This window comes from Paenibacillus tabacirhizosphaerae (assembly GCF_040812395.1).
Classification (GTDB): domain Bacteria; phylum Bacillota; class Bacilli; order Paenibacillales; family NBRC-103111; genus Paenibacillus_E.
On record NZ_JBFNXH010000001.1, the window covers coordinates 144197 to 169063 of the forward strand.

Genomic DNA, 24867 nt, shown 5'->3' on the forward strand with positions numbered 1-24867 from the left:
ATTATGAGAAAGGGGGGCGGCGATTATACACAGCAAAAAACACTCTCGCTGGGAGAGTGCTTGCACGAAGTAAATCTTATTAAGAGCTGATCCGGTTGTGCTGATACTGTTCTATCGACATGAGCACTTCACGCGGTTTACTACCTTCATACGGCCCGACAACACCCTTTGCCTCCATGGAATCGATGAGCCGTGCCGCTCGCGTATAACCGACCCTCATGCGCCGCTGAAGAAGTGAGACAGATGCTTGTTTCGCTTCTAAAACAATTTGCACAGCTTGATCGTAAAGTTCATCTTCGAATTCATTTTGCTGCTCTGGCATTTCTTCGATCTGTGGCACCATTTCTTCCTGATAATTGGCCTGCTCTTGCGTTCGTACAAATCCTACTACATGTTCGACCTCTTGGTCGGATAAAAAGGCTCCCTGCACACGTACAGGTTTAGATGCGCCTACAGGCAGGTAGAGCATATCTCCGCGTCCTAACAACTTCTCCGCGCCAACCATATCCAAGATCGTCCGTGAATCAACTTGAGACGAAACTCCGAATGCAATTCGGGATGGAATATTGGCTTTAATTACGCCAGTGATTACGTCGACAGATGGTCGCTGTGTTGCAATGATCAAATGAATGCCGGCAGCCCGAGCCATTTGAGCCAAACGGCAAATGGAATCTTCCACATCGTTGGCGGCAACCATCATTAAATCAGCTAACTCGTCCACTATAACGACATAATAAGGAAGAGGTGCTGCCGTCCCGCTTTCGGTCAACATTGCATTGTAGCCCTCGATGTTCCGGGTCCCGCTCTTGGAGAAGAGCTCATAGCGTTTCTCCATTTCAACGACGACTTTCTTAAGGGCAAGAGAAGCTCGGCGTGGGTCGGTAACAACAGGCGCAAGCAGATGCGGTATCCCGTTATAAACGTTGAGCTCGACCATTTTCGGGTCAATCATTAGAAACTTCACTTCATTTGGCTTTGCTTTATACAAGATGCTTGTGATAATGCCATTGATACATACCGACTTCCCCGATCCCGTTGCTCCTGCTACGAGTAAATGAGGCATTCTTGCCAAATTGCCTACAATAGGCTGACCAGAAATATCTCTCCCCAGTACGACAGACAGACGTGAGCTCGACTCCTGAAAAGCATTCGTCTCCATCACTTCACGCATCGTTACAACCGATACTTCCAAATTCGGCACTTCGATGCCGATCGCCGATTTGCCGGGAATTGGCGCTTCCATCCGAATATCCTTGGCGGCCAGAGCCAAAGCAATATCATCAGTCAAGCTGACGATCCGGCTGACTTTCACGCCAACGTCAGGCTGGATTTCGTAACGGGTCACCGCAGGGCCTCGTACAACTTCCAAAACCTTAGCTCTAACCCCAAAGCTCTCCAAAGTCGCTTCTAGCTTCCTTGCATTCGCTTTGTAGTCAGACATCTCACTGCCTTTACCAGCAGCTGGCTTAGCCAGCAGATCAAGAGCAGGCAGCTCATATGGCCTCGTATTAACCTGTGGCTGGTCTTGCTGGAACTCTACGACAACTGGCTCTTGATCCGCATCCAATGCTGCTGCCGCTGCTACTTTTGGCTTCATCGAAGCTGGAGGAGAATCCATAGCTGGCTTTGCCACTTGCTGAGCTTCTTGATAGACCTGCTCCTGAAAGTCACGGATGATTGGAGTTACTGGTTGATCTCGTTCCACTTCCGTTAAGAGAGGGCTTTCATTTGATTCCGCCTGATAAACCACTTTCTCTGTATGGCCATCTTCATTCATTGCAATGTCATCCACATCTTCCATTGCTGGAGTTTCCCGCTTTTTCCTGCCTTCCTTTATTGGGCGAAGCAGCTCCATAAACACCGGAGCTTTCTTTGATCGCTTGACCGGCTGGAAAACCTCTTCATCGAACTCATCATCCAAAGGCACATAAGATGATTTCTTTGACCGTGTAGCAGCGCCGTTAACAGCAGCCGTTTGCGGTTGTCGAGATTCGCGATCCTGCAGCCATTCTTTCATCCTGTCTTTAAAGTTGTCTCCAACATTTTTGAAGCGGCCTCGCACCATATTGCCGATATCCACATATGAAATTCCCGTTGCCAAAATAAAACCGATTACAAACAGTGCATATTGAATCAACCTTGCTCCTAAATAATCAAACAAAAAGTACAATATGCTGTACAATATTGCACCGATCATACCGCCACCTGTTTCGTGCTGAAGTGCGGATTGACCGATTTCCGTAGGATGCAAACCTGTTAACATCGCGTCCCACGTCGATGAAATAACTTTCCCTGAAGTAAATCCGCCATCTGGGTATAGTTGAGCGAACAAGTCAATATGATTCTTAATAAGCAAACCTAGAATAAAGAGTAGAAAGCCTGCCTTCTTCGCAGTTCGCATCGGAGGCCAGGCTCTTTTAATCATGGCATACAAAGCAACATATATGAAAATTAGCGGTATTAACCAATCCCACGTTCCTACAAAGAAACGAAAGAGATACTTAAGCGAATTGCCGACATGCCCTTGCTGCGCAAGCGCAATGACCGAAAAAATCAGAATAAGAATCCCGTACAACTCGAATAACAAGCTAGTTTTTAAAGCTTTTCCTTTCTTTTTGCGTTTTGCCACGCTTGTCACCCCCGAGTCCACATTATACCATATTGGGTCAGGGGGATGATACTGGCAGATCAGTTTACACAGGAGTATGAGTAAAGTCAGGGCTATAGGCGATTACAGTCCCAGGTGCATATTGTTCTTTCAGGTAATCCTGTGGATTACAGCTAAAAAGGCGGACAATTCGGGCTTGATAACCGCTAATCGGTTCAATTTGCATCATGACGCCTTGATGTGAAATCTCCAAGTAATTCGGAACATAAGTATCCATACCTTGGAAAATATCTTCCATTGGAATAACCGAGTAGTGGATCATTGGACGATGCCTCCACTTTCCGTCTTTTTCGCTTCGATACGTTGGTTCAGCTCTCTTAAAGCTTCTCCAATCCCTCCCACCTGATCAATGAGCCCATATTTAACAGCATCCGCACCAATAACAGTCGTGCCAATATCCCTCGTTAATTCTCCTGTTTTAAACATCAGCTCTTTAAATTTTTCTTCGGTCACATTAGAGTGCTTCGTCACAAAGCGGACGACCCGTTCCTGCATTTTATCCAAATATTCGAACGTTTGTGGAACACCAATTACTAATCCATTCAACCGGATCGGATGTATCGTCATCGTCGCCGTTTCGGCAATAATAGAGTGGTTAGCGGAAACCGCTATGGGTACGCCAATACTGTGCCCACCGCCTAGTACAATGGTAACGGTAGGTTTAGACAATGTTGAAATCATTTCAGCAATTGCTAGACCGGCTTCCACATCGCCTCCAACTGTATTTAAGATGATCATGACACCTTCAATTTTGGGGTTTTGTTCGGCTGCAACAAGTTGCGGGATAATATGTTCATATTTGGTTGTCTTATTCTGAGGCGGCAAAACAATATGCCCTTCCACCTGACCGATAATCGTAAGGCAAAAAATATTGGATTCACCCGCCGGGGTATTTGTTTGACCTAGTTGTTGAATAGCTTCTAGGGTAGCGTTTTTCTTGGCTTCCTCCGTCCCTGGATCCTGCTGTTTCGGTTCGCTTGGTGCTGCCATTCTAATTCCTCCTTCGGGTTTTGCTACAGCATACTGTCTTCATTCCTGTGCATAACGTTTCATAATCTCCAATAGTATGAATAAACTGAAGCATTTTCATACCTCTGACACCTTGGTGGTAAAATGAAAAAGCTCTCCCGCTATTGGGAGAGCTTCTGTTATTTGCATAGGTTCAAGTGACTTGTTCGAGACTAGACTTCCATAATAATAGGAAGGATCATTGGTCTTCTTCTGGTTTGTTCATATAAAAATCGTCCCAGAGCATCTTTTACATTTGTTTTTAAAGATGCCCACTCATTTACATTTTCATTCATTAATTTCGTTAACGTATTGGTTACGATACGATTAGCTTCTTCCAAGAGGCCTTCGGATTCACGCACATATACGAATCCTCTGGATATAATATCCGGTCCGGATAAAATTTTGCCATCTTGCTTGCTAAGCGTAACTACAACCACTAAGATTCCATCTTGAGATAGCAACTTACGGTCACGCAGTACGATATTACCTACATCGCCTACACCTAGCCCATCAATCAGAATGTTGCCGCTTTGTACTTTGGAACCTTTGCGAGCAACACTATTTTGAATTTCCACCGTATCGCCAATATCGCAGATAAATATATCTTCTTTAGAAATGCCGACCGACTCGGCAAGTATGCCATGTTGGCGAAGCATGCGGTATTCACCGTGAATGGGAATAAAGTATTTCGGCTTCATTAGATTGAGCATTAATTTCAATTCTTCTTGGCTGCCGTGGCCAGATACGTGTACACCGGTTACTGAACCAGGACCGTAAATCACATTAGCGCCAATTCGGAATAGCTCATCCACTGTACGTCCTACATAACGCTCATTACCCGGGATAGGTGTTGCTGCAATAATAACCGTATCGCCTGGCAAAATATCCACTTTACGATGCGTAGAACGCGCCATCCTCGTAAGTGCCGACATAGGCTCGCCTTGACTGCCTGTGGAAAGAATGACTACACGGTCTGCAGCAAGCTTGTTCACCTCTTCAGGTTCAATAAGCATACCATCCGGGATGTGCAAGTAGCCTAATTCACTTGCGATCGATACGACATTTACCATGCTTCGACCAATCACCGTTACTTTACGATTCGTTGCAGCAGCTGCATCGAATACTTGTTGAACGCGATGAATGTTGGATGCAAAAGTCGCAATAACGACTCTTTGCTTCGCTTTACGAAACACCTCTTCGATTTCAACGCCAACACTTTTCTCAGAACCTGTGTATCCAGGGCGTTCCGCATTCGTGCTATCGGACAGTAAGGCAACTACGCCTTTCTTTCCAATTTCAGCCATACGGTGTAAATCCGCATATTGGTCATTAACAGGCGTTTGATCGAATTTAAAATCACCTGTATGAACAACGACGCCTTCTGGCGTATCTAATGCAACACCAACGGAATCTGGAATACTATGGTTCGTTTTGAAAAATGATGCGGTAATTACTCCAAGATTAAGGACCGATTCCGAGTTGATCAGAATGCGGTTTGTCGTACCTAGCAAATTTGCTTCCTTCAATTTTGCTTCAATAAGTCCCATTGTTAGCTTCGTACCATACAATGGAACATTGAGGTGCTTCAAAACATAAGGTAAGCCACCAATGTGGTCTTCATGGCCGTGAGTAATAATAATACCGCGGACTTTATCCCGATTTTCTGTTAAATAACCGATATCTGGAATGACAATATCGATCCCCAGCATGTCTTCCTCTGGAAATTTTAAACCGCTATCAATCACAACAATATCGTTCGCATACTGAACACAGTACATATTTTTTCCGATTTCGCCCACGCCGCCAAGAGCGAAGATCAAAAGTTTATCTATATTTTTTTTGGACAAGAATATACCTCCTTCTAAGATTGGACGACGAATTTTAAATGATTAAACCGAACCAGTCACTTGCAACCATTATACATGAAGAAAAACAGCAATTACAAGTTGTTACTCTCGTGTGTATTTGTCAATGAACCTTATAATTGCAAAAACACACCCCGTAGCTGCTAGTGTCCCCAAAAAAAGAAAACCGATGCTGGGAGCACCGATTCATTAGGCTTTATCATACAAAAAGAGATTGAATGAATTGTCCTTCTTGTTCGGATACGTTGACTAACGGAAGCCTGACTCCACCAGTTTGGATACCTTTGAGCGCCAGAGCATACTTAATTGGAGCTGGGCTCGGAGCGCAAAAGATACCAGTAAATACAGGATGGAGCTTACGATGGAGTTCCGCCGATTGCTGTATATTGCCTTCTAGGTAATACTTTATCATAGATTGCATTTCTTTTCCAATCACATGACTCGCAACGCTAATAATTCCTCGGCAACCGATAGCAATTGCTGGCAATGTGTTACTGTCCTCTCCACTATAAACAGAGAAATCAGCATCGACTCCATTAAGAATACGTGTCAATTGGTCCGTATTCGCACAATCTTTGGTAGCCACGATGTTCGGAATCTTCGAAAGACGAATCGTCGTATCTGCTTCCAGATTAACACCTGTGCGGCCTTGGACATTATACAGTACAATAGGAACGTCCACGGATTGCGCAACCGCTTTGAAATGTTGGTAAAGTCCTTCTTGTGAAGGACGATTATAGTAAGGAGCGACGACGAGTAAAGCGTCGACTCCAAGCTTTTCAACCTTTTGGGAAAAATGAATGGTATGCATTGTATCATTACTGCCAGTTCCCGCGATAATTTTACAGCGTCCCTTAGCATAACGGACGGATGCTGCAATAAGTTGCAGTTTCTCTTCCTCCGTTAGCGTTGGCGACTCTGCTGTCGTACCACAAATAACGAGGCTATCGGATTGCTGCTCCTCGATCAAATAATTAATCAGTGGTTCAACTTGGTCCCAATTGACTTGTAATTGCTCGTCAAATGGAGTTACCATCGCTGTGACTACTCTTCCGAAATCCACCGTATGCGCCTCCTGTATCTTACATTTTACTTCGATAAATAAAACTTATGATGAAGCGCCCGCACGGCTTTGATCATATCCTCGCCATGAACGAGCACCCATATTGTCGTATTGGAATCCGCGGATTGAAGAATTCGGATATCCTCCTCAGTCAACGCCTCAACAATGTGGGCCATGATGCCCGGCACACCATTCATACCGCCTCCGATAATAGAGACTTTTGAACAGCCGCGCAGTGCTTTTGGCTCATAACCTTGGCTTCGAAGCAGATGAATAGCCCGATCCGCTTCGTGATCAAATACGGTATACACAACCCCTGATGGATTCACGTTTATAAAATCGACGCTAATCTGATGCTGTGCCATAGTTTTGAACACACGAAGTTGAAGATCAAAATGGCCCTCAACTGCAGCAACCTGAATTTGCGTAATATTAGTAAACTGCGCGATGCCTGTAACAAAGCGATCCGCAACTTGGCTGGTTTCATGGTGAATGGTATCTCCAGCTATAACAAGCGTTCCCTCTTCTTTGGAAAATGTCGAACGAACGCGAATCGGAATATTCGCTTGCATCGCGACTTCTACCGCGCGTGGGTGAATGACTTTCGCTCCATTATGCGCCATGTTGCAAATCTCTGCAAAACTGACCCTCTTGAGAGGCTTCGCATCCTCAACAATACGAGGATCTGCCGTTAAGATACCATTGACATCTGTAAAAATGTCAACGATTTCAGCTTTGAGCGACGCACCAAGCGCAGTTGCAGATGTATCACTGCCTCCACGCCCCAGGGTCGTCAACTCGCCTTGATTTGTTTTACCTTGAAAACCAGTAACAATTACGACCTGATCCTGCTCTAATAGATCTATAATCCGGTTAGGTTGAATAGAGGCGATTTGCGCGTTACCATACACGTCATTGGTTTGTATCCCGGCTTGCCCACCTGTTAGAACCGTAGAACGAATGCCTGTGGCTTGCAGTAAACTACACAAATGAACAGCGGAAATAGTTTCGCCACAGCCTAAAAGCATATCGAGCTCCCTAGCCGGCAGCCCCTCCCCGTTCTGACGAACGAGGTCCAGGAGCGTGTCAGTAGCATAGGGTTCCCCTTTTCTTCCCATCGCGGAAACGACTACGACTAGTTTATAATCTTGCGCTAGTGCATCTTGAATGTGTCCAATAACATATGCTCTGGCTTGAACGGTGGAAAGCGAAGTACCTCCAAATTTCTGTACAAGGATTCGCATGTGGCTCCCCCATATTCATATCCCGCTGCAGTAGGCAACGGTTGCTGATTACTGCTCAATAGCAATATATTCAGCAATTTGCACAGCATTCCAAGCGGCGCCTTTAAGCAGATTGTCAGAAACAATCCACATGTTCAATGCTCTTGGATTGCTAAGATCGCGACGTACACGACCTACGAAAGTCTCTAGTTTTCCGGCAGCGTCAGTTGCTAATGGATACTGCTGCTCATCAGGATTATCGAGAAGAACGATCCCTGGTGCGTTAGCAAGTAATCCCTTCACTTCTGCGATATCAAAATCTTTTTTCAATTCAACATAGACAGATTCGGAGTGTCCATAAACGACTGGAATACGAACGCATGTTGCCGTGACTTCAATAGACTCGTCATCCATAATTTTTTTTGTTTCAAGAATCATTTTCATTTCTTCATTCGTGAAGCCATTATCCAGAAATTTGTCGATTTGTGGAATGGCATTGAAAGCGATTTGGTGCTTGACAGGCAGGGATCCAACCGGCAAAATGTCCGGATTAGCTTCTCTTCCTTCAAGAACTTCTTTGGATTGTCTTAACATTTCATTGATGGCTTTCGCGCCTGCCCCTGAAACCGCTTGGTAGGTCGAAACGATAATCCGGGAAATGCCGTAATGGTCATACAATGGCTTTAAAGCAGCAACCATTTGAATCGTTGAACAGTTAGGATTAGCAATAATCCCTTTGTGTTCATTAATTTTATCAACGTTAACTTCCGGTACAACGAGCGGAGTGTCCGGATCCATACGATAAGCACTTGTATTGTCGATACAAATTGTACCTGCTTTCACTGCATGCGGAGCCAATGTTTTTGATACGTCGCCACCTGCGCTGAAAAGAGCAATGTCTACGCCTTGAAAGCTCTCTGGTGTTGCCTCTTGCACGGTTATTTCTTGACCTTTGAAAGCAAGCTTAACGCCTGCGGAACGAGCCGAAGAGAGCAGTTTCAATTCCTTAATGGGGAAATTCCGTTCATCTAGTAGACGAATAATTTGTTCCCCTACGGCACCTGTAGCGCCGACAACTGCAACGTTAAATAGTTTCTGGTTCGACATGTCCTGTCCTCTCCCCTGTGAATTTGCCTATATGAATTAGTATTGAAATCTTTCAATAATCATTGGCTGAAGCTGCTTTCCTTCAAGCGCGGCTTCGCAAGCTTCCATGATTAAATCCATTCTTGCTACCAATGAATTGGGCTTTGCGCCAGGTGCATCCTGACCGTATGGCACAAAGTATATGTTTTTGGTGATAAGTAATTTGGCGATATTCATCGCATTCAGACCAAGTCCGTCATTCGTAGAAATTGCCAAAACAAGCGGACGCTGATTTCTCATATGCGCTTTAGCAGCCATAAGAACTGGGCTCTCTGTCATGGCATTCGCTAACTTACTAGTCGTATTCCCTGTGCAAGGTGCAATAACCATCACGTCAAGGAGTTTAGACGGACCAAGCGGTTCTGCATCTACGATTGTCGAAATAATGTCATTGTCTGTAATATCCTTCAATTGCTGCTGCCAACCCGCAGATTTGCCGAAACGCGTATCTGTTGTTAAGACCGAGTTCGATACGATTGGAATGACTCGAGCACCCGCATCTACAAATCTCTTAATCTGCGGCATGACTTCTTCCAGCGTACAATGAGAACCAGTTAATGCATAACCGACCGTTTTCCCTTGCCAATTCATTCCACATCGCTCCTGTCTTTAAAGTCTTCCTCAATCAGCTGACTTAGCGTTTTCGCCATAATTCGACCAGCTGTTTTCGGTGCGACGATGCCAGGTAACCCGGGCGCGAGCATCGCTTTAATGCCTCTTTTTTCGGCAAATCGGAAATCCGTTCCGCCGGGTTTGGAAGCCAAATCGATGATGAGCGCGCGATGTGGGATATTGGTAATAACTTGCGCTGTGACTATCATAGTCGGAATTGTGTTAAAAAGCAAGTCAATATTCCCCACTTCCGGGTACAGATCTTTCGTATAGAAAGGCTGAAAACCCATCTCCCACGCCCTTGCATAATGCTCAGGTTTTCTCACGCCAACCTTGACCGTCGCTCCGAGTCCTTGTAACGTTTTTGCCATCGTAAAGCCCGTACGTCCGAAGCCAAGTACCATGCAAACCGACCCGTGAATCGTAATATCGGTGTTCTGGATGGCCATCATAAGAGCTCCTTCAGCTGTAGGAATCGAATTGTAAATCGCTACATCGTCGCGATCAAATAACTCGACCACCACAATCCCATGCGCGGTACACAGATTTTTCAGATAACTCTTGGCCATTCCAGTGTAAACTTTAGCGTGTTTAGGTAAGGAAGCGATGATCTCGTCTGTCAAAATCATCTCTTCACTAGAAAAAATGGAATCCACTTGTCCCGAATCATCCGTTCCTACCGCAGGCAATATCAGCGCATCAATCGTCTGAAGGAGCGCTGATTGAAGCTTCGCATTGGTTACACCGCTAAACTGCCGTCCCAAGTTATCGAAGCCGATTAATGTTACTGTTGCATCAAGCTCTGTAAATTTCTGAATTACTTCTAGCTGCCGGGCGTCTCCACCCATGAAAGCAACCGAAATCCCAGTAAGCATTCTCGCTTACACCCCTTTCTCGGTCCGTTTCGATAAGTTATAGTATGCTTTCGCCTAAAGATGGGTGACTTTCTCACGGGAGTTCCTGCGTAAAACAAATAAGAGCTCCTTCCATATTGGAAAGAGCTCTGTACATATGTAGCGATGTAGACTTATCGTCCCGTATGACCGAATCCGCCGGAGCCCCGCTCCGTCTCCGTAAGCTCGGAAACCTCTGTGAGTTGGATCTGGGGGACAAGCTGGAATACCATCTGCGCGATACGCTCATTGCGCTGAATCGTGAACGGCTCTTGTCCGTGGTTGATCAGCAGTACTTTCACTTCGCCGCGGTAATCCGCATCAATGGTGCCTGGGGAATTCAGTGTTGTAATGCCATGCTTGAAGGCTAAACCGCTGCGAGGTCGGATCTGTGCTTCAAGCTCTGGTGGCATACTTAGTGCAAAGCCAGTCGGGATAAGCTTACGCTCTCCCGGATTTAGTACGACTGGTTCGCTGACGGCAGCATGCAGATCGAACCCGCTTGCCGCAGATGACATTTTCTGTGGCAAGAGAATATCTTCCTGACCAGGAACGCGTTTAATTTGCACTTCATAATTAAGGAGAGACAAGTTGATCCCTCCTAAATCCTTGGATAACCTCATCAGAATTTCCAACCATCGACAACGCGAATGGCGCAGAGAACAATCGTTTCGTAAGCTCTTGCACATGTTCCATCTGCACACTATCGATGCGTTCGATCATTTCATCAAGGCTGTAATGTTTACCCGTCATTAATTCATTTTTTCCGAAGCGGTTCATCCGGCTGCTCGTGCTTTCCAAACTAAGAATCAGGCTGCCCTTTAGCTGCTCTTTGCCTTTTTGCAGTTCGGAAACCGTCATCCCTTTCACAGCAATATCATGCAAGAGCTCTAGGGTCACTTTCAGCACTTCATCGGTTTGCTTCGGTGCCGTACCTGTATAAATCGTGAACATCCCACTATCAATATGCGAGGAATGGTAAGAGTATACAGAGTATGCAAGCCCTCTTTTCTCACGAATCTCTTGAAAGAGTCTGGAACTCATACCGCCTCCAATTGCGTTGTTCAGCAGCACCATCGGGTACAGATTATCTTCCTGAAGCGATAACCCCGGCAATGAGAGGCAGATGTGGTTTTGCTCCGTTTTCTTTGCATGGAAAATCAAATCTCCCAAGAAATCAGGAGCGTCGTAGTCTGTTTCCACACCCGATTGAACGAAACTGCCAAAATGGTTCTCGATCAATTCTTTGACACCGTCATCGATATTTCCGGCTATGCTCAACACGATATTCTCCGTATTATAGAATTGCTTCATATAACTACGCAAATCATCCGGTTTCATAGCGGACAAATTGTCCTGAGTCCCCAAAATCGTGTAACCAAGGGCATGCTTCCCATAAGCTGCTTTAGCAACTAAATCGTGTACTAGATCATCCGGCGTATCCTCGTACATAGATATTTCTTCATAGATAACATTTTTTTCCTTTTCCATCTCCCCTTCGTCAAAGGTTGAGTTGAAAAACATATCCGAAAGGACATCCATCGCTAATGGCAGATGCTCATCAAGTACTTTTGCGTAATAGCAGGTGTACTCTTTGGATGTAAATGCATTTACATTCCCGCCGATACCATCAAAGATTTCGGCAATATCTTTGGCCGAATGACGCTCAGTACCTTTGAAAAGCATATGTTCAATAAAATGCGAGATTCCGTTAATTTCCGGCTTCTCGTTGCGCGAGCCCGTCTTCACCCAGATTCCGAACGATACGGAGCGAAAGGTTGGAATCTGTTCCATGACGACTCTTAAGCCATTATGTAAGCGGTATTTAATCACCAGGGTTCCTCCTCGATTGTTGCAACTAAAGTCATATTCCCCATTTATACTTACTTAGTCTAACAAAAATGTTCCCCTGACTCAACTTAAGGTGCAATCGCGCCAGAATCGGGTATTCGATCTGACGAAAGCAATTCACTTACCGTTCCTAAGGTGAGCCCTTTATTTTTAATCATTCGTATCATGCCATGTAATGCTTCGCTGGAAGAAACCGTTGGGTGCATCAAGATGAGCGTGCCTGGTTCTATGCTCTTGGAAAGACGTTCCATAATTCGATCGGCGCCTGGATTTTGCCAATCAATCGTATCGAAAGTCCAGAGTACAGTTTTGAGTTTGAGCTCTGAGGCCACTTGGACCGTCTCTTCCTTAAAATAGCCCGATGGCGGCGCAAACAACGTATTCTTTACACCCAATTGCTGTTTAAGCAACTCTTCGGTTTTCGAAATTTCCTCAACAGCCTTGCTATGGCTAATGTTCCGCATATCCTTGTGCGAATATGCGTGATTGGACAGTTCGTGGCCTTCACTTTGAATCTTTTTAGCCATCTCCACATTTTTTTTCAACCACGATCCATCAAAAAAGAAGGTTGAGTGCACATTTTCTTTACGAAGTGTATCAAGTATTTTCGGTAAATATTCATTCCCCCAGGCGACATTAATCATGATGGAGGCCATGGGTTTCTTCGGATTTCCTTTATAAATCGGATTCGGCCCCAAATCATCCAACTGAATGCTAGGCTTCGTCTCTCTCATTACATATTGAATTTTTCCCGGTGTTAAATGATGTTCGGCAAGCTTAAGTGTTTCGTCGATATCTACTTCTAAACCGTTATACCCAGGAATAGCTTTCCATACGGGATCTATTTTCGCATTTATTGGTGCGACATAACGTTTCGAAGCTTCTGCTTTAATGATATCCAGCAAAGTGCTTCGACTCAGCTTGTTGCTCGAATTCGTTTGCGTAGATGCCATGACTGGCACGGCGGCCTGATTGACCCAACCGCGTTCTTCAGTAAATAATCTAGAACCGACTTTAACAGCAGTCAAATAGGAGCCGATACCAGGGATAGCCTGGAGAATAAGCAGCACGATAACAAAAAAACTTCCTAGTAGCAACCATTTTTTGTAATGCATACGCAAATCCCCCCAAAAGCTTTCCTTCTTCAAGATCATATGTTGGGGAGGACAAGTTTAGAACGTAACATCTCCATTTCGTTTGCTTGGAGTTGAAATGCAAAAAAGAGACAGATTGATCTGACTCTTTATCCGGAATTATCTAATTGTGACTGCGCAAGTCACGCGGCCTTAGGTTTGAGCCGGGACTTGCGAAGTTAATGTCGCTTTGCGTGAAAGATTCACTCTTCCTTGCTGATCGATTTCAGTTACTTTAACTGTAATTTGGTCACCCACATTAACTACATCTTCTACTTTCGCTACGCGCTCAGTGGAAAGCTGTGAAATGTGCACCAATCCTTCTTTACCAGGAAGAATTTCTACGAAAGCACCGAATTTCTCAACGCGTTTCACAGTTCCCAGATAGGTTTCACCCACGATAACCTCGCGAACGATGCCTTCGATAATGGAGCGTGCTTTCTCGTTCATTTCCTGGTTCGAAGAGGCGATAAATACGCGGCCATCCTGTTCGATATCGATTTTCACGCCGGTTTCTTCAATGATTTTATTGATGATTTTACCGCCAGCACCAATAACATCACGGATTTTGTCCGGATTGATCTGCATCGTAAGAATTTTAGGCGCATATTGAGAAAGAGTTTTCTTCGGTTCGTCAATACGAGCAAGCATTTTGTTCAATATGTGCAAACGACCTTCTTTCGCCTGCTCCAAAGATTGCTGCAAGATGCTGCGGTCGATACCGTCGATTTTGATGTCCATTTGCAAGGCAGTCACACCTTTTGCCGTACCTGCCACTTTAAAATCCATATCGCCGAGATGATCTTCCATGCCTTGAATATCGGACAAAATGGAGAAATGATCGCCGTCTTTGATCAGTCCCATTGCGATACCTGCTACTGGAGCTTTGATCGGTACGCCAGCGTCCATCAATGCAAGTGTACTTGCGCAAATACTCGCTTGTGAAGTCGAGCCATTGGATTCAAGCACTTCTGAAACCAGACGAATCGTATACGGGAATTCCACTTCATTAGGAATAATAGGTTCAAGCGCTCTTTCACCTAACGCGCCATGTCCAATTTCGCGGCGGCCTGGTGGACGAAGCGGTCTTGCTTCACCAACGGAAAACGGCGGGAAATTATAATGGTGCATAAAACGCTTTGTTTCTGTCAGATCTAGACCATCAAGAATTTGCACATCGCCTAGGGCGCCTAACGTACAGATACTCAAGGCTTGCGTTTGTCCACGTGTAAACAGCCCGGAACCGTGTGTGCGAGGCAGTAACGTGATATCGCATTCGATCGGGCGGATTTCTTCTAATTTACGACCATCAGGTCTAACTTTATCATGTGTAATTAAACGGCGTACTTCTTCTTTTACGATGTCGTACAGCGTCTCTTTTACATCACCGATAAGTTCTGGTGTCTCTGCATAAACTTCGCCGAAATGGGCTACCGCTTCAGCATTCACTTCATCTATCGCTTCTTGACGCGCATGTTTCTCAGCAATTTTGACAGCTGCAACTAAACGTTCTTGAGCAAACTCGCGAACCGCTTTATTTACTTCTGCATCAACTGCGTGAAGTTTGACTTCCATTTTCGGTTTGCCTGCCTGCTCAACCAAATCTTCAATGACTGCAACGATTTTGCGAATTTCGTCATGGCCGAACATGATGGCTTCGAGCATTACTTCCTCTGGAACTTCATTGGCGCCAGCTTCAACCATCATAATGGCATCTTTCGTCCCAGCAACGGTAAGATGAATATCACTTTTCTCCGCTTGCTCCGTCGTTGGATTGATCACGAACTGACCATCGACACGACCAACAATAACGCCGCCAACAGGACCGTTGAAAGGAACGTCGGAGATTGCCAGCGCCGCGGATGTACCGATCATGGCTGCAATTTCAGGCGAACATTCTTGGTCAACGCTCATAACGATGGAAACGATTTGCACATCATTGCGGAAGCCTTCCGGAAATAACGGGCGAATCGGACGGTCAGTCAAGCGGCTCGCTAAAATCGCTTTTTCGCTTGGACGTCCCTCGCGTTTGATGAAACCGCCTGGAATTTTCCCTACCGAATATAATCTTTCTTCATAGTTCACAGTTAACGGAAAAAAATCCAAATCTTTCGGTCCGGTTGAAGCCGTAACTGTTGAAAGCACAACTGTGTCGCCATAACGCACGGTAACAGCTGCATTGGCCTGTTTCGCAAGTCTGCCCGTTTCAAGAATGAACGGTCTGCCGCCAAGGTCCATTTGTACCCTTTTCTCCATAATACCCTCCTAAGAAACTTGCTTTATAAGTTATGTATCCATTTGATGCCTAGAGTCAGAGTCTTCCTCTATTTCTGCGTAATACCTAGTATTTCCTTCTTTTGAACTTTTAAAATACAAGAAAAAGCAACCTTGTCGCTGCTCTCCACCCAGCTCTTATCAAGCCCGATGAAGGAGCAACAGGTTGCTTCTCATGGTCGGTATTATCGACGCAAGCCAAGCTTTTCAATCAAAGCACTGTAACGGCTCACTTCTTTGTTCTTCAGGTATGCTAGCAGCTTACGGCGTTGTCCAACCATTTTAAGCAAACCACGGCGGGAATGATGATCTTTCTTGTGAGTCCGCAAATGATTTGTCAGGTTGACAATGTTTTCCGTAAGGATAGCTACTTGTACTTCTGGAGAACCCGTGTCGGTATCGTGTACCTTGTGAGTTGCAATCAATTGTGTTTTACGCTCTTGAGTTAATGCCATCCTTGTTCACCTCCTGTATCTCATGATATCCCCTGTAGCCGAGATCACGCCGGTGATAGCGGGGTTCCAAGCTAAGGTTTGCTCCCTAAAGAAATGTATTCCTTTTGGCAACGTTATTCAGTATAGCATAATCATTAGGCAGAAGTAAATGCTTGTTTCAGTAGAACTGCTTATAGTTTAGCCTTGGCCTCTTCCGAGTCCTTCTTAATCTGCGAAATCAGCTCGTCGATGGAAGCAAATTTCCGTTCCGATCGTAAATAAGCGATGAATTCTACGGTAAGATGCTCCCCATAAATCTGTTCTGAGAAATCAAACAAATGAGCCTCCAACGTCGGCTTCAGCTCGCCGGTTGTAAATGTCGGCTTCACGCCAATGTTCATGACTCCTTTATAGGTTTCCCCTCGCAACGATGCTTTAATCGCATACACACCATTCACAGGTATGACAAAAGGCTCGTCCAATTGTAGGTTGGCTGTCGGAAAACCTATGGTTCGTCCCCGCTTCTCTCCATCGATGACAGTACCGCTCAAGCTATAGGGACGACCTAATAATCGTGTTACGGTATCGATATCCCCTTGTTGCAGGGATTCGCGAATTAAAGTACTGCTTACTTTTTCACCATCCATATGAAAAGGTCTCACCACTTCTACAGAAAATTTGCCATGACTCAATTCACAGAGTGAGTCCGGCGTCCCTTTGCCCTGAAAGCCAAATGTAAAGTCAAAACCGCATATAACACTGTCCACTCCGAGCAAGTACAAAACTTGATCAACAAACTGCTCCGGAGTTAACCGCATCAAAGAGGCGTCAAACGTGACAATATAAACATGGTTCACACCAAGAGATGCGAACAGTTCCATTTTTTTGCTCATAGGTGTAAGAAGCTCTGTATACTTCATTTGGCCCATAACTGCTCTAGGATGTGGATGAAACGTCATTACGGCAGCAGGCAGACCTAGATGCCCTGCAGTATGTATCGCGCGACCAATAACTTCACGATGTCCCATATGAACACCATCGAAATCCCCGATCGCCACAACCTGCTTACCGACATGAATGGGGGTTGACTCCAAATCGATTGGATATGAAAGCGGGATTATTTGCATATAAGTTCAATTCACCTACCCATTTCAACCTGCCCGTCAAACTTGTTTCCTCTTACCCATCTTACTGCTCTCTTTAAAGGAAAACTTTCGCTGGAATCAGCATTTCACTTGCGCGATTCCATTCAAAAAGACCTAAGAAGCGTTCATCCTGTGAATATGCACGGAATGTTGTTTGAGCCTCAATACCATGAACCAAGCGATCGGCGGACAAGAGAATTTTTTTACCTTGTAAGGCGTGCTTTGATTCTTCTGAAGTAAGCTGAATCTTGGGAATGTGAGCAATCGCTTGATCCATAGGAATCATATGCGCTTGCAGCGAGCCTTCCGACTTCAACTGCTCAATCTGCTCGAAAGTCAAGCACTGCTCTCTTCGAATACTGCCCGTCGAGGTTCGAATTAAACTCTTCATAACAGCCGGATAACCGAGTGCTTTGCCAATATCAACGCATAAAGTACGGATGTAGGTCCCTTTTGAACATGTTACTCGAAAATGGATTTCAGGATGAGGGTTTAGCAGACTGATCTCTAGAATTTCCAGCTCATGAATCGTCACTTTTCGTGATTTACGTTCGATCTCTTTACCCTCACGCGCGAGTTCGTATAGGCGTTTACCGTCTACTTTGACAGCAGAAAACATCGGCGGCACTTGATCAATTTCACCAAGAAAGGATGCCAGTGTTTCTCTGATTTGCCCCTCTACGAGATCAACCTGCTGAACTTCTTCCAGGACATTACCGGTCATGTCTTCCGTATCCGTCGAAAGCCCGATTCGTAAAACGGCTTCATATTGCTTGGGAAGCTCTTGAATGTATTCAACCATTCTTGTTGCTCGTCCCACACAAAGAGGCAGAACCCCTGTGACTTGCGGGTCTAACGTTCCGGTATGGCCAATTCTTTTAACACCTAGAATCCGTCTTGCTTTTGCAACAACATCATGAGAAGTAAAACCTTCGGGTTTCCAAACAGGCAAAATGCCTTCTAGCGTCATATCAGTTCGTTCCCTACTTCCTGAACCATTCTGTCAACCGCTTCACTAATCGTTCCATGGATTGTGCAGCCTGATGCGCGGACATGTCCGCCTCCCCCAAGGGATTGAGCGATCCGAGCAACGTCAACTTGTCCTGCAGATCGAAGGCTTACTTTGATGATGCCAGGAGCTTTCTCTTTGAAAAGCATCCCTACCTCAACACCTTCCACGTTGCGCGGATAGTTAACCAAACCATCCAGGTCCTCACTTGTAGCTCCCGTGGCCTCTAAATCAGCTAACGTAACTGCAAGCCAAGCCAGTTTGCGATCATAGGCGAACGAAAGTGTTGACAATGATTTCTGAAGGAGTACCATTTGAGCATAGGTAACTCGCTCCAGCACTTGCTCCGCAATTACTGAACCTTGAACGCCTAAAGCGAGCAAGGTAGCTCCGATTTGCATAACTTCTGGTGTAGTATTCGAGTAACGAAAGCCACCTGTATCTGTTAACAGGCCCGTGTAAATGCATTCACCAAATTCCAAATTTGGCGCTACGTTCATATGTATGGCCAAATCATATAAAATTTGTACCGTTGCGGCGGCATCGTGTTTAATCACATGATGCGTACCAAATTTATCATTCGTAGGATGATGATCAATATTGAGTAAATCCACTTGTCCATCAAAAAGAGTGCTGATCTTACCAATTCTGGAAAAATCAGCACAATCTACACTAATAATCGTTTGGTACTGCCTTTGTGGATGCTCACAGCTGAAATCGATTGCCCGATCACTTTCCCATAGATAAGAAAATTTAAGGGGCATTGCCCCTTCGTTGATCATGGTGAAAGACTTCCCAAGCTGATTAAGGATCCACCCCATCGCAAAGGTAGAACTGGCGGCATCTCCATCCGGCTGGATATGAGACACCACCAGGAAATCATCATGCTGCTCGATAAACTTCGCAGCCGTTTCCAACTGCTGGATATATTCGGGGGCATGGTTCATTCCGCTGTTCATACGTTTGGATTTCCTTCCTGATTCAGCTGATGCAGTAAATTATCAATGCGGCTTCCATAATCAATAGAAGCATCAAATTTGAACTGCAGGTCTGGGATTTTACGCAATCGAATTCGCTTGCCTAGTTCTGAACGGATATACCCCGTTCCAGCAGACAGAGCCTTAAGTGTCGCTGCCTTCTGTTCATCGGTTCCCATTACACTTAAAAACACACGTGCAAGGGATAAATCGTTTGTAACCTCGACGCCAGTAACCGTTAAGAAACCAATGCGCGGATCTTTCAATTCGGATTGTACGATCTGGCTCAGTTCCTTCTTAATCTGCTCGCCAACTCGCCCTACGCGAACTCTAGCCATTTGTTATCACCTCTCAACGGACTCCATGATGAAGGCTTCAATAATGTCCCCTTCTTTAATATCATGATAACGCTCCAGAGATATACCACATTCGTAGCCTTGAGCCACTTCTTTTTGATCGTCTTTAAATCTCTTCAGGGAATCAATCTTCCCTTCATGAACGACAATGCCGCTGCGGATCAAACGTGTTTGTGCATTGCGGGCAATTTTACCCGAAATTACCATACAACCAGCAATTGTACCGGAGCCAGTAATTTTGAAAACGTTACGAACTTCAGCTTGACCCAACACAACTTCTTTGAAGATCGGATCCAGCATGCCTTTCATCGCTTGCTCGATTTCTTCAATGACATTGTAAATGATGTTGTGCAGACGAATGTCGACTTTTTCTTGATCAGCCGTTGCTTTCGCTGCTGGCTCAGGACGTACGTTGAAGCCGATAATAATTGCATTCGATGCGGATGCAAGGATGATATCGGATTCGGTAATCGCGCCAACACCATTGTGCAAGATTTTGACACGAACGCCTTCCACCTCAATTTTCTCGAGTGAACTTTTCAGCGCTTCTACAGAACCTTGAACATCACCTTTGATGATTACATTCAGATCTTTAATTTCGCCATCTTTAATATGTTTAAAGAGGTCATCCAGGGTGACGCGCGAGTTAGCCGTCATCTCAGATTGACGCAGCGCAATTGCGCGGCGGTCAGCGATGTCTCTTGCTTTACGTTCATCTTCATAAACGAGGAATGGATCCCCAGCTTGAGGAACTTCCGTAAGACCTGTAATTTCAACCGGCGTTGATGGCCCTGCTTCCTTCAAACGTTTACCTTTGTCATTCACCATCGCTCTTACACGACCAAAGTGAACGCCTGCAACAAAGCTGTCGCCTACTTTCAATGTTCCGTGTTGAATCAGGATTCTGGCTACAGGGCCTCTTCCTTTATCCAATTCAGCCTCGATAACCGTACCTCTTGCACGTTTATTCGGGTTCGCTTTGTATTCTTGTACCTCAGCGACGAGCAAGATCATTTCCAGGAGATTTTCAAGTCCGATACGCTGTTTCGCCGAGATTTCACAGAAAATCGTATCGCCGCCCCACTCTTCAGGAACCAACTCAAAAGCAGTGAGAGCTTGCTTGATTTGATCTGGATTCGCGCCTTCTTTATCAATCTTGTTAACAGCAACAATGATCGGTACGCCAGCTGCTTTCGCATGATTAATGGCTTCCACAGTTTGTGGCATAACACCGTCATCTGCGGCAACAACGATAATGGTAATATCCGTTACTTGGGCACCGCGGGCACGCATCGTCGTGAACGCTTCGTGACCTGGTGTATCCAGAAATGTAATTTTCTTATGGTTAACTTCGACTTGATACGCACCAATATGCTGCGTAATTCCGCCTGCTTCGCCTTCGGTTACGGAAGTTTTGCGAATGGCATCCAATAGCGTCGTTTTACCATGGTCTACGTGACCCATGATCGTAACGACCGGAGGACGTTCCAAAAGATCCGCTTCATCATCGACTTCTTCAAATGTCTCAAAGTTGTCTTCTTCGACCTTAATCTTGACCTCGACTTCAACGCCGAATTCAGTAGCAATCAGTTGAATCGCATCCAGATCGAGCTCTTGGTTAATTGTAGCCATTGTCCCAAGGAACAACAGTTTCTTAATCACTTCAGAAGCATCTTTATGGAGCAATTTTGCTGTCTCACCGACGGTCATAGTACCGCGCACGATGATCTTCTTAGGCGTATTGTCAACTTTCTCTTTCTTGACGGTTTCCTGTTGATATCTGCCTCTGTTGTTGCCGCCGCGTTGATTATTTCTGCTTTGACCGCCAGGGCCACGTTTTCCGCCTGATTTGTTATCATCAAAACGATTTGGGGTCGGCTTTGTTTTTTTCGTTGTTTTCACGCCTGCCTTAGCCGCTGCTTCATCCAACTCAGCCGCAGTAGCGCCTACGTGAAATTGTGGTTTCGCTTCTTGTATAACCGGTCTGCCACTTTGATTATTGCGGTTGTCAAATGGACGCGAAGAACGGTTTGGTCCTGTGCTTCGATTCGGGCCTGTGCCTTGCGGACGATTGCCGCCAGTGCTTTGACCGCCACCTGCTCCTTGACTGGAACCTTGGCCGCTTGGACGGTTACCATAGTTACCGCCGCCTGAATTGCCTGGACGTTGATCATTCGAACGGAAAGGAGGTCTGTCGCCCGTACGTTGGCCCGGCCCTTGGCTGGAACCTTGACCGCTTGGACGCTGCCCTTGATAACCGGGGCGTTGACCTTGGCTGCCTTGACCGGAGCCCTGGCCGCTTGGACGCTGCCCTTGATAGCCCGTACGTTGGCCTTGACCTTGGCCACCCTGACCTTGACTTGAACCTTGGCCTGCTGGACGTTGGCCTTGATAGCCCGAACGTTGACCTTGGCCTTGACTTGAACCTTGATAACCCGAGCGTTGTCCCTGGCCTTGACTGGATCCTTGGCCACTAGGGCGTTGATCTCGCTGAGGTTGCGCAGGGCGACTTGCCACATACTGATTGTCTGAACGACTTGAGGATTGACTTTGCGCATTTTGTTGTTGTTCTGGTTGTTGTGGCGCACCATTTCCGTTATTGGATTGTTCTGGGGCAACTGGCTTCGAAGCCGAAGTTGCAGTACCTTTATTCTCCTGTGCAGGTGCCTGTGATGCAGGTTTCTGATTCGTCGTAGATGAACTCACATTTCCTCCGTCCGTAGCTGCTCGTTTGGCAGCCGCATTTGCTTTTATATCGCGAAAAAACTTTTCCACACTGCTTACCGCTTCGTTTTCCATAACGCTCATATGATTGTTAACAGGAATATTAAGTCGTTTCAGAATGGTAATAATTTCTTTGCTGCTCATATTGAGCGATTTTGCATATTCATACACGCGGGTCTTATCTTTATTATCTTGTTTATTAGTCAATATGTTTCACCTCCGCAGGATTTACATGACACTTCTGCAGCATCTGCGCGAAGCCTCCGTCCAATACACCAATGATCACACGCATTTCTTTACCAATGCTGCCGCCCAGTTCATATTTCGTGCCAATTTCCATGAGTGGAATCCCATAAAATTGACATTTATCTTGAAACTTTTTTCGTGTATTAGCCGAAGCGTCTTCCGCCATAATGACAAGTTTTGCTTCTCCTGAACGAATCGCCTTAAACACGCCTTCATCGCCCGTAACTAACTTACCTGCTCGCATTGCCAATCCCAATTGAGAAAGAAATTTATTCATCTTCTTCGGGTTCCTCCTCTTTAGAGGAGAGAAACTCGTCTTCAACACGAATGAAATCCTGCTCCAATTGATCATAAATATCGGCGCTTACAGGCTGCTTAAGCGCCCTATCCAGCGCCTTGCTTTTCTTAGCTAACTTAAAACAAGAAACTTTGCCGCACAGGTAGGCGCCGCGCCCGGACTTCTTCCCTTTCAAATCGATGAGAATTTCGTCCTCAGGCGTTTTGACGACGCGGATCAAGTCCCTCTTCGGCATCATCTCCTGGCAGGCCACGCATTTTCTCAGAGGGATTTTTCTCTGCTTCATTAAAGGTCACCCCTTGCTCCAGGCAAATACAAATTAATCTATAGAGATGGAATCTTGATGCATTTCCTCGGCATACGTTTTTGTTCTGCCATATTCTTGCTCTGCTTGAGTTTCGCTTTTAATATCAATCTTCCACCCAGTCAGTTTCGCAGCCAGGCGTGCATTTTGACCTTTAATCCCAATCGCAAGTGAAAGTTGGTAATCCGGCACGATAACACGAGCCATTTTCTCATTTTCATGAACTTGCACTTCAAGCACTTTGGAAGGACTGAGCGCATTGGCTACGTATTCTTCAACGCTTTCCATCCAACGTACGATATCAATCTTCTCGCCGCGAAGCTCGCCAACAATCGTTTGCACGCGCAACCCTTTCGGGCCCACGCAAGAACCGACCGGATCGACTTCTTCGTTTCTCGAGTGCACGGCAATTTTTGAGCGGAAGCCCGCTTCGCGAGCGACCGAGCGAATTTCCACGACACCGTCGAAAATTTCCGGAACTTCAAGTTCAAACAATCGTTTCAACAATCCAGGGTGTGTTCTGGAAAGAATGATTTGCGGTCCTTTAGTCGTATTTTCCACTTTCGTGATATACGCTTTGATCCGGTCGCCTTGCTTGAATTTATCTGTCGGCATAAGCTCAGTAAGCGGAAGCACTGCTTCGACTTTCCCGAGATCGACATAAATGTTGCGTTGATCTTGTCTTTGAAGAATACCTGTTACGATATCCTCCTCTTTGTCGATAAAAGCGTTATAGATCAAGCCTCTCTCCGCCTCGCGAATGCGCTGTGTGACGACTTGCTTCGCCGTCTGAGCGGCAATCCGGCCGAAATCGCGAGGAGTCACCTCGATCTCAACGATATCGTCCATCTGGTAGTTGGAGTTAATTTCACGCGCAGCGTGGAGCGAGATTTCCATTCTCGGATCCAACACTTCCTCCGTGACGGTTTTGCGTGCGTATACGCGGATAAGACCCGTTTGGCGGTTAATATCCACTCTTACATTTTGGGCTGTATTGAAATTGCGTTTATAACTAGAAATCATCGCCGCTTCAATCGCATCGATCAGCAGCTCTTTGGAGATACCTTTCTCTCGTTCAATTTCCGACAGCGCTTCGATAAAATCCATGTTCATTTGAACCGAGTTCCCCCTTTCAATAAGTAGCGTAAGCTAAAATACGATAGCAAGACGAGCGCTTGCGACTTTAGCGAATGGTATGGTGATCTTCTTTTTGCCAGCCTCTACAACGAGTTGTTCGCCATCAAAAGACAACAAGAGTCCTTCAAATTCCTTGGCGCCATCGATCGGCTCGTAGGTTGTAACAAAAACATGGCTGTTCACAGCTTTGTGATAATCTTGCAGTTTTTTCAATGGACGTTCTGCACCCGGCGAAGAAACCTCCAAGAAATAGGCATCGGCGATAGGGTCCTTCTCATCAAGCTGTGCGCTCAAATATTCGCTAATGCGACCGCAATCATCTATATCAATGCCGCCCTCTTTGTCTGCATAGACACGAAGGAACCAGTTGCTGCCCTCTTTGACATATTCAACATCCACGAGTTCAAATCCATTTTGTTCAATGAAATCTTTCAGCATGTCCTCAATGACTGATTTGATTTGCGCTTGTGTAACCACGGATTGGTTTGCCCTCCTAAA

Annotated in this window: 23 protein-coding genes; all 23 read right to left on the minus strand. The window is 45.6% G+C overall.

Annotated features, from left to right (window positions below; genetic code table 11):
- Positions 1–79: 79 nt before the first annotated feature.
- The 23 genes from ABRS97_RS00585 to rimP all read right to left on the minus strand — a co-directional run bounded on the left by ABRS97_RS00585 (position 80) and on the right by rimP (position 24846).
- Complete coding sequence (locus tag ABRS97_RS00585) at positions 80–2629, minus strand: FtsK/SpoIIIE family DNA translocase (RefSeq protein WP_367810955.1); 2550 nt, start codon at positions 2627–2629, stop codon at positions 80–82.
- 64 nt (positions 2630–2693) lie between these two features.
- On the minus strand, positions 2694–2930 hold the full coding sequence (locus ABRS97_RS00590; RefSeq protein WP_367810956.1) for a YlzJ-like family protein: 237 nt from the start codon (positions 2928–2930) through the stop codon (positions 2694–2696).
- Positions 2927–3658, minus strand: coding sequence for a ClpP family protease (locus tag ABRS97_RS00595; RefSeq protein ID WP_367810957.1), 732 nt, complete (start codon positions 3656–3658; stop codon positions 2927–2929). Before ABRS97_RS00595 ends, ABRS97_RS00590 begins: the two co-directional genes overlap by 4 nt.
- Before the next feature lie 191 nt (positions 3659–3849).
- Positions 3850–5526 (minus strand): ribonuclease J, encoded by a 1677-nt coding sequence (locus tag ABRS97_RS00600; RefSeq protein ID WP_367810958.1) that lies wholly within the window; start codon positions 5524–5526, stop codon positions 3850–3852.
- A 217-nt stretch (positions 5527–5743) separates the two neighbouring features.
- On the minus strand, positions 5744–6607 hold the full coding sequence (gene dapA, locus ABRS97_RS00605; RefSeq protein ID WP_367810959.1) for a 4-hydroxy-tetrahydrodipicolinate synthase: 864 nt from the start codon (positions 6605–6607) through the stop codon (positions 5744–5746).
- A 26-nt stretch (positions 6608–6633) separates the two neighbouring features.
- Positions 6634–7851, minus strand: a complete 1218-nt coding sequence (gene dapG / locus ABRS97_RS00610; protein WP_367810960.1) for an aspartate kinase — start codon at positions 7849–7851, stop codon at positions 6634–6636.
- 48 nt (positions 7852–7899) lie between these two features.
- Positions 7900–8937, minus strand: coding sequence for an aspartate-semialdehyde dehydrogenase (locus ABRS97_RS00615; RefSeq protein WP_367810961.1), 1038 nt, complete (start codon positions 8935–8937; stop codon positions 7900–7902).
- 36 nt (positions 8938–8973) lie between these two features.
- Positions 8974–9567, minus strand: coding sequence for a dipicolinate synthase subunit B (locus ABRS97_RS00620; RefSeq protein ID WP_367810962.1), 594 nt, complete (start codon positions 9565–9567; stop codon positions 8974–8976).
- Positions 9564–10463 carry a dipicolinate synthase subunit DpsA gene (gene dpsA, locus ABRS97_RS00625; RefSeq protein ID WP_367810963.1) on the minus strand — a complete coding sequence of 300 codons (900 nt, stop codon included), beginning with the start codon at positions 10461–10463 and terminating at the stop codon, positions 9564–9566. The genes ABRS97_RS00620 and dpsA overlap by 4 nt, the downstream gene beginning before the upstream one ends.
- A gap of 152 nt (positions 10464–10615) precedes the next feature.
- A complete protein-coding gene (gene dut / locus ABRS97_RS00630; protein WP_367810964.1) occupies positions 10616–11071 on the minus strand; it encodes a dUTP diphosphatase in 456 nt (151 codons plus the stop codon).
- Positions 11058–12314 (minus strand): M16 family metallopeptidase, encoded by a 1257-nt coding sequence (locus ABRS97_RS00635; protein WP_367810965.1) that lies wholly within the window; start codon positions 12312–12314, stop codon positions 11058–11060. The genes dut and ABRS97_RS00635 overlap by 14 nt, the downstream gene beginning before the upstream one ends.
- 86 nt (positions 12315–12400) lie before the next feature.
- The gene (locus tag ABRS97_RS00640; protein WP_367810966.1) at positions 12401–13447 is read right to left on the minus strand and encodes a polysaccharide deacetylase family protein; all 1047 of its coding nucleotides are present in this window, start codon (positions 13445–13447) and stop codon (positions 12401–12403) included.
- Between the two features lie 171 nt (positions 13448–13618).
- Positions 13619–15721: a polyribonucleotide nucleotidyltransferase gene (gene pnp, locus ABRS97_RS00645; RefSeq protein ID WP_367810967.1), complete on the minus strand. Its 2103-nt coding sequence runs from the start codon at positions 15719–15721 to the stop codon at positions 13619–13621.
- A 203-nt stretch (positions 15722–15924) separates the two neighbouring features.
- Positions 15925–16194 (minus strand): 30S ribosomal protein S15, encoded by a 270-nt coding sequence (rpsO, locus tag ABRS97_RS00650; protein ID WP_367810968.1) that lies wholly within the window; start codon positions 16192–16194, stop codon positions 15925–15927.
- Between the two features lie 170 nt (positions 16195–16364).
- The gene (locus ABRS97_RS00655; protein WP_367810969.1) at positions 16365–17300 is read right to left on the minus strand and encodes a bifunctional riboflavin kinase/FAD synthetase; all 936 of its coding nucleotides are present in this window, start codon (positions 17298–17300) and stop codon (positions 16365–16367) included.
- A 73-nt stretch (positions 17301–17373) separates the two neighbouring features.
- Entirely contained in the window at positions 17374–18288 is a 915-nt protein-coding gene (truB, locus tag ABRS97_RS00660; protein WP_367810970.1) for a tRNA pseudouridine(55) synthase TruB, read from the minus strand.
- Positions 18285–19286 (minus strand): DHH family phosphoesterase, encoded by a 1002-nt coding sequence (locus tag ABRS97_RS00665; protein WP_367810971.1) that lies wholly within the window; start codon positions 19284–19286, stop codon positions 18285–18287. The genes truB and ABRS97_RS00665 overlap by 4 nt, the downstream gene beginning before the upstream one ends.
- Positions 19283–19642, minus strand: a complete 360-nt coding sequence (gene rbfA / locus ABRS97_RS00670) for a 30S ribosome-binding factor RbfA (RefSeq protein ID WP_367810972.1) — start codon at positions 19640–19642, stop codon at positions 19283–19285. The genes ABRS97_RS00665 and rbfA overlap by 4 nt, the downstream gene beginning before the upstream one ends.
- 6 nt (positions 19643–19648) lie before the next feature.
- Positions 19649–22591 carry a translation initiation factor IF-2 gene (gene infB / locus ABRS97_RS00675; RefSeq protein ID WP_367810973.1) on the minus strand — a complete coding sequence of 981 codons (2943 nt, stop codon included), beginning with the start codon at positions 22589–22591 and terminating at the stop codon, positions 19649–19651.
- Positions 22584–22907, minus strand: coding sequence for a YlxQ family RNA-binding protein (locus ABRS97_RS00680; RefSeq protein ID WP_367810974.1), 324 nt, complete (start codon positions 22905–22907; stop codon positions 22584–22586). The genes infB and ABRS97_RS00680 overlap by 8 nt, the downstream gene beginning before the upstream one ends.
- Complete coding sequence (gene rnpM, locus ABRS97_RS00685; RefSeq protein ID WP_367810975.1) at positions 22900–23214, minus strand: RNase P modulator RnpM; 315 nt, start codon at positions 23212–23214, stop codon at positions 22900–22902. Before rnpM ends, ABRS97_RS00680 begins: the two co-directional genes overlap by 8 nt.
- Before the next feature lie 33 nt (positions 23215–23247).
- Complete coding sequence (gene nusA, locus ABRS97_RS00690; RefSeq protein WP_367810976.1) at positions 23248–24345, minus strand: transcription termination factor NusA; 1098 nt, start codon at positions 24343–24345, stop codon at positions 23248–23250.
- Positions 24346–24381: 36 nt separating this feature from the next.
- Entirely contained in the window at positions 24382–24846 is a 465-nt protein-coding gene (rimP, locus tag ABRS97_RS00695) for a ribosome maturation factor RimP (protein ID WP_367810977.1), read from the minus strand.
- Between the last annotated feature and the right edge of the window lie 21 nt (positions 24847–24867).